10 protein-coding genes are annotated in these 10,578 nt (G+C 75.9%); 5 read left to right on the top strand and 5 right to left on the bottom strand.

Features of this window, described 5'->3' with window-relative positions; all coding sequences use genetic code 11:
- The first annotated feature begins 17 nt into the window (after positions 1 to 17).
- The 3 genes from MUU72_RS35500 (at position 18) to MUU72_RS32375 (ending at position 2,877) form a co-directional block, all read left to right on the top strand.
- Complete coding sequence (locus tag MUU72_RS35500) at positions 18 to 149, top strand: ferritin family protein (RefSeq protein WP_282505183.1); 132 nt, start codon at positions 18 to 20, stop codon at positions 147 to 149.
- Positions 150 to 478: 329 nt separating this feature from the next.
- Positions 479 to 1,855: an MBL fold metallo-hydrolase gene (locus MUU72_RS32380; protein ID WP_248017020.1), complete on the top strand. Its 1,377-nt coding sequence runs from the start codon at positions 479 to 481 to the stop codon at positions 1,853 to 1,855.
- 272 nt (positions 1,856 to 2,127) lie between these two features.
- Complete coding sequence (locus MUU72_RS32375; protein WP_248017019.1) at positions 2,128 to 2,877, top strand: sulfite exporter TauE/SafE family protein; 750 nt, start codon at positions 2,128 to 2,130, stop codon at positions 2,875 to 2,877.
- 176 nt (positions 2,878 to 3,053) lie between these two features.
- Here the strand turns inward: MUU72_RS32375 and MUU72_RS32370 are convergent, their stop codons facing one another.
- Positions 3,054 to 3,338 (bottom strand): metal-sensitive transcriptional regulator, encoded by a 285-nt coding sequence (locus MUU72_RS32370; RefSeq protein WP_248017018.1) that lies wholly within the window; start codon positions 3,336 to 3,338, stop codon positions 3,054 to 3,056.
- Positions 3,339 to 3,419: 81 nt separating this feature from the next.
- On the opposite strand from MUU72_RS32370, the gene MUU72_RS32365 reads away from it, so the two are divergent.
- Positions 3,420 to 3,986, top strand: a complete 567-nt coding sequence (locus MUU72_RS32365; protein WP_248017017.1) for a rhodanese-like domain-containing protein — start codon at positions 3,420 to 3,422, stop codon at positions 3,984 to 3,986.
- Positions 3,987 to 4,336: 350 nt separating this feature from the next.
- Here MUU72_RS32365 and MUU72_RS32360 read toward each other — a convergent pair whose 3' ends face one another.
- Both MUU72_RS32360 and leuA read right to left on the bottom strand, forming a co-directional pair.
- Positions 4,337 to 5,116: a class I SAM-dependent methyltransferase gene (locus MUU72_RS32360; RefSeq protein WP_248017016.1), complete on the bottom strand. Its 780-nt coding sequence runs from the start codon at positions 5,114 to 5,116 to the stop codon at positions 4,337 to 4,339.
- A 429-nt stretch (positions 5,117 to 5,545) separates the two neighbouring features.
- Entirely contained in the window at positions 5,546 to 7,336 is a 1,791-nt protein-coding gene (gene leuA, locus MUU72_RS32355; protein WP_248017015.1) for a 2-isopropylmalate synthase, read from the bottom strand.
- A gap of 285 nt (positions 7,337 to 7,621) precedes the next feature.
- On the opposite strand from leuA, the gene MUU72_RS32350 reads away from it, so the two are divergent.
- Positions 7,622 to 8,311 (top strand): FadR/GntR family transcriptional regulator, encoded by a 690-nt coding sequence (locus tag MUU72_RS32350; RefSeq protein WP_248017014.1) that lies wholly within the window; start codon positions 7,622 to 7,624, stop codon positions 8,309 to 8,311.
- A gap of 127 nt (positions 8,312 to 8,438) precedes the next feature.
- Here MUU72_RS32350 and MUU72_RS32345 read toward each other — a convergent pair whose 3' ends face one another.
- Together MUU72_RS32345 and MUU72_RS32340 are read right to left on the bottom strand one after the other, a co-directional pair.
- Entirely contained in the window at positions 8,439 to 9,431 is a 993-nt protein-coding gene (locus MUU72_RS32345) for a class I SAM-dependent methyltransferase (RefSeq protein WP_248017013.1), read from the bottom strand.
- On the bottom strand, positions 9,428 to 10,567 hold the full coding sequence (locus MUU72_RS32340; protein WP_248017024.1) for an alcohol dehydrogenase catalytic domain-containing protein: 1,140 nt from the start codon (positions 10,565 to 10,567) through the stop codon (positions 9,428 to 9,430). Before MUU72_RS32340 ends, MUU72_RS32345 begins: the two co-directional genes overlap by 4 nt.
- Between the last annotated feature and the right edge of the window lie 11 nt (positions 10,568 to 10,578).

Below are 10,578 nucleotides of genomic sequence, written 5' to 3'. Positions count from 1 at the left end.
AGTACGAGTCCCGCACCATGTACCCCACCTACGCCCGCCAGGCGAAGACGGCCGGGGACACCAAGGCCGCGGCGCAGTTCGCCCACAACGCGACGGACGAGGCGGGTCATGCCCGCGCGTTCGAGGCGGCACGCAGCAAGCTCCACTGATCCGCGCGGCGTCGCGCGGCCGGGGCGGGCACCTCACGGTGCCCGCCCTCTTTTGCGTGGTCGCGGTCAGGTGCGAGGGGGCGGTGCCTGGTCCTGTCGGGGCTCGGTCGGGCGCTCGGGGGGCGGGGGGTTCGGGTTGCGGTGCGGGGCGTGGGGGCGGCGAGTGGTGCGGCGGCTGGTTCCCCGGTGTCCCGGGGGGTGCCCGGGCGGCGTCGGGGCAACGCCCGGCGGAGGGGCTGCCCGGCACCCGGGAATACCCCCGGGGGTACCCCTGCTAGGGTGGGTGACAGATACCCCCCGGGGTACACCGTCCCAAAGGAGTCGTAGACGTGTTCTTCGCTGACACCCTGGAATGCGAGGGCCTGGGCAACCGCAGCTACCTGGCCGGAGGGGCCCGGTCCGCCGTGGTGGTGGACCCGCCCCGCGACATCGAGCGGGTCATCGCCGCGGCCGCCCGGCGCGGGGTGCGGATCGCCCTGGTGGCCGAGACCCATGTCCACAACGACTACCTATCCGGTGGTCTGGAGCTCGCCCGCGTGACCGGCGCCCGCTACCTGGTACCGGCCGGAGCCTCGGTCGGCTTCGCCCGCACCGCGGTCGCCGACGGCGACACCTTCGCGGTGGACACGGGCCTGGTGCTGCGGGCGCTCGCCACCCCGGGGCACACCCCGCACCACACCTCGTACGTCCTGGAGGAGGAGAGCCGGGCGGTGGCGGCGTTCACCGGCGGTTCGTTGCTGATCGGCACCGTCGGCCGGCCGGACCTGGTCGAGCCGCGGCTGACCGAGCAGCTGGCCCGCGCCCAGCACGCCTCCGCGCACCGCCTGGCGGACGAGCTGGACGACGAGGTGCCGGTGCTGCCCACCCACGGGTTCGGCAGCTTCTGCTCCTCCGCGCAGGCGGCGGGGGACGCGACCACGATCGGCGAGGAGCGCCGCAGCAACGACGCGCTGGCCAAGGACGCGGACACCTTCGTCGCCGAGCTGCTCGCCGGGCTGGACGACGTACCCGCCTACTACGCCCACATGGGCCCGGCCAACGCCGCCGGCCCCGCGCCCCTCGACCTCACCCCGCCGGAGCCCGCGGACGCCGCGGAGATCGCCGCCCGGCTGGCCGCCGGAGAGTGGGTGGTGGATCTGCGCAGCCGGGTCGCGTTCGCCCAGGGGCACGTGGCCGGCTCGTTCAACTTCGAGGGCGCGGGGAAGGTCGCCACCTACCTGGCCTGGCTGATCCCGTGGGGCAAGCCGGTCACTCTGCTGGCCGAGACGCCCGAGCAGGTCGCCGACGCGCAGCGGGAGCTGGCGCGGGTGGGGATCGACCGCCCGGCCGCCGCGGCCACCGGCGAGGCGGCCGGCTGGGTCCGCGCCGGTGAGCGGCTCGCTTCCTTCCCGCGCGCCCGCTTCGCCGACCTGGCGACGGTGCGGGAGCGCGGCGAGCCGGTGGTGGTGCTCGACGTGCGCCGGGACGCCGAGCGTACGGACGGCTTCATCGAGGGCTCGGTGCACATCCCGGTGCACGAGCTGCCCGGCCGGATCGGCGAGGTTCCGGACGGGGTGGTGTGGGTGCACTGCGCCGGCGGGATGCGTGCGGCGATCGCCGCCTCCCTGCTCGATGCCGCCGGCCGCGACGTGGTCGCCATCGACGACGGCTTCGAGGCCGCCACCGAGGCGGGCCTCGGCCTCGCCGGTCCGCTCGGCACCGACTGACCCCCGACCTGCCCCGCACCACCCCCACGGAGTGACCGCACCATGCTCACCCTTCTCCGCCGCGCCCCCGGTCGCCGCACCGCGCCCCCGGCCCCGCGGCACACCGGCGACGGCCGGACCGTCCCTTCCCCGGGCACCGGGGACCTGCCGCAGCGGCAGACCGGGCGCGCACCGGGCGCGTTCCGTCCTCCGGTGCGGGGCGTGGCCGCGCGTCCCGCGGCCGGACGGGGCGGGCCGGTCGGCGGCGCGTGCGGCGGCAGCGGGTCCCTGATATGAGCGCGCTGATCCTGGCCCTGGTCTCCGGGGGCGTGGTCGGGCTGGCGCTCGGCGCGCTCGGCGGGGGCGGCAGCGTCCTGGCGGTGCCCGCGCTGATCTACCTGCTCGGCTTCACCCCGGCCGCCGCCACCACCGCCGGCCTGGTCATCGTCGGCGCCACCTCGCTCACCGCCCTGTACGGCCACGCCCGCAGCGGCAACGTCCGCTGGAAAGCCGGCGCGCTCTTCGCGGCGGCCGGTCTGCTGCCCGCCGCCGCGGCCGGAGCGGCCGCCTCCGGCCTGCCGCAACCGGTGCTGACCGCCGCCTTCGCCGGCATCGCCGCGCTCACCGCGGTGCGCATGCTGCGCCCCGGGCGGGCCGGCACCGGGCGGACGCCGAAGGTGCGACCGGCCGGTGCCGCGGGCGCCGGTGCGGGACTGGGCGCGCTGACCGGGCTGCTCGGGGTCGGGGGAGGCTTCCTCGCCGTCCCCACCCTCGTCACCGTGCTGGCGTTCGACATGCCGGCCGCCGTCGGGACGAGCCTGCTGGTCATCTCGGTGAACTCGCTGGCCGCGCTGGTCACCCGCGGCGCCACCGCGGCCGGTCTGGACTGGGCGGTGATCGCCCCCTTCGCCGGTGCCGCGATCCTCGGTGCCTGGGACGGCAGGCGCCTGGCGGCCAAGGTGAGCGGCCCGCTGCTCCAGCGGATCTTCGCGCTCGCCCTGCTGGCCGTGGCGGCCTTCATGCTCGCCGACGCTCTCCGGTGAAACGAGCGGTACGGTGCGCGCGAGGCGAATCGGCCGGTGGGCGGGGGGCGAGCCGGTCCGGTGCGCCGGAGGTGCGCCGCCGGCGCCCGCGGCGCGACGTGGCCGGTGTGCGCCGCCGGATGAGGCTTCGGCGGTGCGCACCGGTCCGGCTCAGGGTCCGGCGCGTGCCGGGCGGCTCAGGCGAGGGAGAGGAAGAGCTTCTCCAGACGGGCCCGCATCTGCTCGCGGTCCGCCGGACCGGTGGCCGCCCCGTCATCGGTCAGGCAGTGCTGGAGGCCGGTGGCGATGATCGCGAAGCCCGCCCTGTCCAGCGCCCGGGACGCCGCGGCCAGTTGCGTGACCACGTCCTCGCAGTCCCGTCCCTCCTCGATCATCTTGATCACCCCGGCGATCTGGCCCTGCGCCCGGCGCAGCCGGTTGACCGCCGTCTTCAGTTCCTCGGCCGCCATCGTCAACTCCACAGCCCCTGCTCCCTTCCCGGTGATACCCCTACGGGTATTCTAGCGGAGGGGGGAACTCCGCAGAGAAAAGGAACATTCCCCGTGGCACCCACCACCCACCTCACCGCCGAGCAGGCCCACGACCGCCTGCACGAGCTGACCGCCATCGACGTGCGGACCCCCGGCGAGTACGCCTCCGGCCACCTGCCCGGCGCCCACAACATCCCCCTCGACCACCTGGAGCAGGCCCTGCCCGCGCTGAAGGCGGCCGCCGGCCGCGGCGACCTCCTCCTGGTGTGCGCCTCCGGCGCCCGCTCCACCCGGGCCTGCCGGCGCCTGGCCGACGAGGGCATCCCCGCCGCCAACCTCACCGGCGGCACCACCGCGTGGACGCAGAGCGGTCACGAGACGCACCGCGCCGCCGCTGCCCGCACCCCCTGGGCCATGGACCGCCAGGTCCGCCTCGCCGCCGGTTCCCTCGTCCTGGCCGGGCTGCTGACCGGACGGCGCTGGCCCAAGGCCCGCGCGCTGAGTGCCGGCGTCGCCGGCGGCCTGGTCTTCTCCGCGCTCACCAACACCTGCGCGATGGCCAACCTCCTCGCCAAGCTGCCCCACAACCGCTCCGGGGACAGCGACCTCGACGCCACCCTCGCCGCCCTGGCCGGTTGAAGGCACCAGGTCCGGAGCCGGGGCCCCGGCCCTGGCTCCGTTCCCGGCGCGGTGGCCGCCGGGCGGATCGGCGGTGTGGTCTTCGACCAGGCGCCGCAGACGGGCGCGGAAGGCCGTATCCAGGGCCGGCTCCGCCCACTCCACCCAGGCCGCCACCTGCTCCTCCGCCCGGTCGCGGGGGAACTCGGGGGTGGGGGAGCGCCGGACCGCGGGGTGGACGCGGCCGGCGGGGAGGCCGTCGAAGACGGCGCCGAGGAAGTCCTCGATCAGGCCCTGCCGCAGCCGCGGGAGGCTGATCTGCGCCTCCAGGGCGGCGGCGTGCCCGGCGGCTTCCCACCGGAAGGCGGCCCTCAACCGTCCGTGCCGGCGGCCGGCCGCGGTACCTCGGCGACGAAGAACAGGAAGCTGACCTTGGTCGCGAGGTCGTCGAAGTCGTCGGGGAAGAGCGCGCGGGCGGCCGGGTCGGGCCGCGGCTCGCTGAGGGCCGGAGGGTGGAAGCCGGCGGCGGTGAAGGCATCGATCATCGCGTGCAGCGGCCTGCGCCAGAACGTCATCGGGAAGGACCGCCCGTTGAACACCCAGTCGAAGGAATAGCTGGTGGTCGCGTAGTAGTCGGGCCGGGGCTGCTGGATCGCGTACGCCACGAAAGGGTGCTCCACCGACGCGATCAGCCGGCCGCCGGGCCGCAGCACCCGGCGCAGCTCGGCCAGCGTCGGACCCCAGTCCTCCAGGTAGTGCAGCACCAGCGAGGCGACCACGTCGTCGAAGGTGTCGTCGGCGAACGGCAGCGGGTCGCTCAGGTCGGCCTGGTGCAGCGCCGCGTCGTCACCGAGCCGCCGTCTGGCCAGCGCCAGCATCCCGGCGCTGGCGTCGATGCCGGTGACGAGGGCCCCGCGGTCGCGCAGCGCGGCGGACAGCGGGCCCGCACCGCACCCGGCGTCCAGGACCCGGCGGCCGGCCACGTCCCCGGCGAGCGCCAGGATCGCGGGCCGCGCGTAGTGGGCGTTGAGGAGGTTGTGCTCGGTGTCCGCCGAGTACGCCTCGGCGAAGCTGTCGTAGTCGTTCGGCCCGGCCGGACCCGCGGACCGGGTGGGACCGGCGGGCGGGTGGGAGGTGTGCGCGGTGTCCATCGTCGCAGCGTAGTGGTCGGGTGAACGGCCGGGGAGAAAAGGGGTGTTGGCGTACGCGCACCGTGCGGCCGGGCTGCTCGGCCGGGCGGAGCGCGTACGGGACCGGTCGGCGGCGGCCGGTGGCCGCCGGGTGGTACGCGGCGATGCCGATGCCGGCCGGCGCGATCCACAGCCAGGTGGCCGGGTAGCTCCCCGGCAGCCCCGCCGCCGTCACGCCGAAGGCCGCGGTGCAGAAGCCGGTCGGCACCAGCCAGGGCCGCGGCTTCCGGTCGGCGAGCGCGCCGAAGAGCGGCTGGCACAGGCCGGAGAGGCCGGTCGCCGCGAACGCCGGCCCGCAGACCGCCGCGTGGCCGTAGTGGCGCTGGGACATCACCGAACGGCAGCAGCGCACGCGTCCCGGGCGGCCGGCGGGTGGCCTCGGGTGGGCGCTCAGGGCCGTTCGGCGCGGTTGACCGCGGCCAGGACGGCGTGCACCGAGGCGGCCAGCAGGGAGGTGTCCCAGCCCGCTCCCCAGCGGGTGACGTCCCCCACCCGGCACTCGGCGTAGCTGATGGCGGGGCTGCCCGGGCCCGAGGTGACGGCGTGTTCGGCGTAGGTGAGGATGTCGACCGCGATCCCGGCGGTGCCGAGGGCGTCGGTGAAGGCCGACAGCGGGCCGTTCCCCGTGCCCCGGCAGTGGTGCTCCCGGCCGCCGATGCGCAGCGTGCCGGCGAACCGGTGCACGCCCGGGGCCTCTTCGGCGGTGTGCCAGGAGACGAGGGTGACCGGGCCGTCCTGGGCCGGGCGGAGGTAGGTGGCGCGGAAGAGGTCCCACAGGTCCTCGGGCGACAGCTCCCGGCCGCCGGCGTCGGTGGCCCGCTGCACCGTACGGGAGAAGTCCGGCCGCAGCGCCCCCGGCAGGTCCAGGCCGTGGTGGGTGCGCAACAGGTGGGCGATACCGCCCTTGCCGGACTGCGAGTTGACGCGGATGACCTCCTCGTAGGTGCGGCCGATGTCGTGCGGGTCGATGGGCAGGTACGGCACCGACCACGGTGCCTGGCCGGCGGGGACGCCCTGCTCGGCGGCCTGCTCGGCGTGCCGGGCCAGGCCCTTGGCGATGGCGTCCTGGTGGGTGCCGGAGAAGGCCGTGTGCACGAGCGCGCCGGCATACGGGTGGCGGGGCGGGACCGGGAGCCGGGTGCAGTACTCCGCCACCTCCCGTACCGCGTCGATATCGGAGAAGTCGATCATCGGGTCCACGCCCTGCGCGTAGAGGTTCAGGGCCAGGGTGACCAGATCGACGTTCCCCGTCCGCTCGCCGTTGCCGAACAGGCAGCCCTCCACCCGCTGCGCACCGGCCAGCACGGCCAGCTCGGCACAGGCGACACCGGTGCCGCGGTCGTTGTGCGGGTGGACGGAGAGGATCACCGCGTCGCGCCGCGCCAGGTGGCGGTGCATGTACTCGATCTGGTCCGCGTACACGTTCGGCGTGGCCACCTCCACCGTCGCCGGCAGGTTGTGGATCACCGGCCGGTCCCAGGACGCCTCCCACAGCTCGGTGAGCCCGTTGCAGACCTCCAGGACGAAGTCCGGCTCCGTGAGGTTGAAGACCTCGGGGGAGAACTCGAACCGGACGTCCGCGCCCGGCAGTTCCCCGGCCCGCCGCATCAGGTGGGTGGCGGCGTCCCGGATCATCCCGTGCACCTCGCCGCGGGACCGCCCCAGGACCACCTCCCGCCAGGTGGGCGCGGTCGCCGTGTAGAGGTGGACGACCGTGCGCGGCAGGCCCTCGACCGACGCGATCGTCCGGTCGATCAGGTCGCGGCGGGCCGCGGTGAAGACGGAGACGGTCACGTCCTCGGGCACCGCGCCGCCGGTCGCCAGGTGGCGGACGAAGGCGAAGTCGGTTTCGCTGGCGGAGGGGTAGCCGACCTCGATCTCCTTGAAGCCCATGGCGACCAGGAGGTCGAACAGGCGGCGTTTGCGCTCGGTGTCCATCGGCTCGGCCAGCGCCTGGTTGCCGTCGCGCAGATCGACGGGCACCCACAGCGGGGCGCGTTCGATGCCGCGGGACGGCCAGGTCCGGTCCGTCAGCGGCAGCGCGACCCGGTCGTGTACGGGGCGGTAGCGGTGGTGCGGCATCGCGCCGGGGCGCTGCCGATTCCACGCCGGTGCGTCCGGCGGGACAGGACCTGCGGGGGTGCGGAGGGTGGGGAAGGTCGCGGAAGCGTGGGAAGTCATGGGGCGGAACGTCTCTCGGTCGGCAGTCCGGCGACCGGCGCAGCCTGGAACCCCGCTGCGGGGTGCCGGTCGGGTCAGGCCCCGCAGCGGCGTCCGAGGAGGAGAAGTGTGTGCCGCAGCATGGCGGTCACAGTAGCCGCGAACCACCCCTCAGACAACCTGAGGGGTTGCGCGGGCGGCTCCCGGCGCCGGACGGCCCGGTCGGTCCGTCCGCCGGGGCGGGCGGCACCGCCGCGTAAACTCGGCTCGCCCCATTCGTCGGACAACCCGAGAGGTGACAGCGGGATGTCGCTCGGCGCCCTCCGCCCCAGCCCCCTGGTCGAACAGGCCACCCAGCACCTGCGCGCGCAGATCACCGAGGGCCGGTGGCCGGTCGGGACCAAGCTCCCCGCCGAGACCGCCCTGGCCAAGACCCTCGGCGTGGGGCGCTCCACCGTGCGGGAGGCGTTGCGCGCGCTGGCCGGTGCGGGCCTGGTGCAGGCCCGCCAGGGCGCCGGCGTCTTCGTCATCGCCACCGAGCCCGAGGAGGACTGGGCGACCCGGCTGCGCCACGCCGCGGTCACCGACGTCTACGAGGTGCGCATGCTGGTCGAGGTGCAGGCCGCGCGCCTGGCCGCACGGCGGCGCACCGACGCCGACCGCACCGCTCTGCGGGCGGCCCTGGACGCCCGCCGGGCCGCGGCCGCCGGGGACGACGCGGCCTTCGTCGACGCGGACATCGCCCTGCACGCGGCGGTCGTCGGCGCCGCCCGCAACCCCGTGCTCACCGACCTCTTCGCGGAGTTCGTGCCCGTCCTGCGCAGCGGGCTGATCGAGCTGCTGGACATCCTCGGCCTGCGTACCCACGAGCCGGACCACGGGGACGAGGCGCACGCGGCCCTGGTGCGGGCCATCGAGTCCGGCGATGCCGACACCGCCGGAAACACCCTCCAGACCGAACTGGAAGAGACCCTCGCCCGCCTGCACCGCCTCTGAACCGCGGTGGGCGGCCCGCACCGGGTCACGGCGTGCGGAAGCCCCGGAAGGTGACGGGCCTGCGGCTGGTGAAGCCGAGGCGTTCGTACAGTGTGCGGTGCGGCCGGTAGGCCGGGTGGCGGGAGCGCTACGGCCGGGGCTTGGTGGCGAAGATCCAGCGGTTGCCCGCGAGGGCGTCGTTCGGCTCGGGGAGGGGACCGCGTCCGTGGTGCCGGGAGTAGGCGAACGGGGTGCGGACCGAAGTCGACCAGCCCTGGTGCGCGAGGCGGCCCGCGGAGTCCGGCCGGGGCTCCCGGCTGAAGAGGCTGAGCAGGTCGATGCCGATCCGGTGGCGGGTGGCGGTGTAGAGGGGGCTGTCGCGGTAGGCGAGCAGGTCCTTTTCGAGCTTGGCCTCGTAGGCCAGGGTGCTGCCGCCCGCGCTCAGCCGGTCCACCGTGTCGATGAGGTGGACCTCGGCGGCGCGGGGCAGGTAGAACAGCAGGCCCTCGGCCAGCCAGGCACTCGGCGCGGCCGGGTCGAAGCCGGCGGCGGTGAGCGCGCCGGCCCAGTCGGCGCGCAGGTCGAGCGGGATCGGTACCCGCGCCGCCTTCGGGGCGGCCGACAGCGCGCCGAGGACCTGGTGCTTGAACGCCAGCACGCCGTCCCGGTCGATCTCGTAGACCACGCAGCCGCCGGGCCAGTCGAGGCGGTACGCGCGGGTGTCCAACCCGGCGCCGAGCAGGACCACTTGGCGGGTGCCGCCGGTGTGCGCGGACCGGAGGAGGAAGTCGTCGAGGACCCGGGTCCGCAGGCCGAAGTAGCGGGCGAAGCGCCCCCACAGCGGGTCGGCGTCCCCGTCCGGGGCCGGCCGGGGGCGGACCGGCCAGTGGGCGGTCGCGGGCGCGGCGCGGACGAAGTGCTCGGCGTACGGGTCCTGGGCCAGGCTGTCGGGGCGGTGGGTCTCGATCGCCCGGGCCGCGGCGACCAGGAGGGCGGTCAGGCCGACCCCGCCGGCGACACCGCCCTCCGCGCCCGGCGTGCGGTCCGTACCGTCCACCCCCGCGGAATGCCCCGCCTCCGGCGCCCCGCCGGGCCCCCTGGCGTCCGTCGTGCCGGTGTTGCGGTGTGCGGTGCCGGTCATGGGTTCTCCCTCGGTGCGGGTGGGGTGGCGGGGGGCCGGCCGGCGCCCGGCGGGAGCAGGACGGGTTTGACCACGTCGCCTGCGTCGCAGTCGCGTTCGGCGTCATTGACGGCGGAGAGCGGGTACGTGCGGATCAACTGGTCGAAGGGGAACCGGCCGGCCTGCCACAGCGCGGTCAGCCGCGGGATCAGCAGGCCCGGGACCGCGTCCCCCTCGCAGAGGTGGGAGAGCCTCCGGCCGCGGTCCAGGGTGCCCGGTTCGAGCGGCAGCGCGGTGTGGAGCCGGGCCGCCAGGGCGAGGTGACCCATCGGGCGCAGGGCGCGGAGCGCGTCGTTGATCAGCCCGGCGGAGCCGGTGGTGTCGAGGGCGTACCGCGGTCCGCCGTCGGTGCGGCGGCGGAGGCGGTCGGGCAGGCCGGTGGGGGTGGCGGGGAGCGGGCAGGCCCCGAACCGTTCGGCGAGGGCCAGGCGTCCGGGGTGCCGGTCGACGGCCACGGCGACCGCGCCGGCGGCGGTGGCCGCCAGCACCGCGGCCATGCCCACCGCTCCCGCGCCGAGGACCGCGAGGGTGTCGCCGGGGCCGAGGCCGAAGGTGTTCAGGACCGCCCCGGCGCCGGTGAGGAAGCCGCAGCCGAGCGGGCCGAGGAGTTCCAGGGGGAGCGCGGGATCGACCCGGACGGCGTTGCGGGCCCGCACCATCGCGTACTCGGCGAACGCGGACTGGCCGAACCACGGGGGCGCCAGCGCGCCGCCGGCCGCGTCGGTGAACCGGGCGGCGTGCTCCGGCCGCCCGCCGAAGAGGTTGAGCGCGGCGAACGCGTCGCAGTAGCCGGGGGCCGCGCCCAGGCAGGAGCGGCACCGCCCGCAGGAGTCGAAGCTCAGCACGACGTGGTCGCCGACGCGCAGCCCGGTGTCCGGACCGCCCGTCGCCGCCACGACACCGGCGCCCTCGTGGCCCAGCACCGCCGGCAGCGGTGAGCGGCCCGCCGAACGCCGGACCGCCAGATCGGTCCGGCACATCCCGCAGCCCGCGATCCGGACCAGCACCTCGCCGTCGGCCGGCCCCTCGTGCAGGACCACCTCTTCGACGGCGAACCGGCTCTCGTACCCGCGCAGCACCGCCGCGCTGAACCTGATGGCCACGGCTG

The organism is Streptomyces rhizoryzae, assembly GCF_023155275.1.
Classification (GTDB): Bacteria; Actinomycetota; Actinomycetes; order Streptomycetales; family Streptomycetaceae; genus Streptomyces; species Streptomyces rhizoryzae.
The sequence above is the reverse complement of the archived record's forward strand: the minus strand, read 5'-3'. Positions and strand labels throughout refer to the sequence as shown.

Coding starts and splice junctions, on each gene's coding strand:
- MUU72_RS32345 (WP_248017013.1), bottom strand. CDS start 9,431: ATGACCGGCACCGCACACCGCAACACCGGCACGACGGACGCCAGGGGG.
- MUU72_RS32375 (WP_248017019.1), top strand. CDS start 2,128: ATGAGCGCGCTGATCCTGGCCCTGGTCTCCGGGGGCGTGGTCGGGCTG.
- MUU72_RS32360 (WP_248017016.1), bottom strand. CDS start 5,116: ATGGACACCGCGCACACCTCCCACCCGCCCGCCGGTCCCACCCGGTCC.
- MUU72_RS32350 (WP_248017014.1), top strand. CDS start 7,622: ATGTCGCTCGGCGCCCTCCGCCCCAGCCCCCTGGTCGAACAGGCCACC.
- MUU72_RS35500 (WP_282505183.1), top strand. CDS start 18: ATGTACCCCACCTACGCCCGCCAGGCGAAGACGGCCGGGGACACCAAG.
- leuA (WP_248017015.1), bottom strand. CDS start 7,336: ATGACTTCCCACGCTTCCGCGACCTTCCCCACCCTCCGCACCCCCGCA.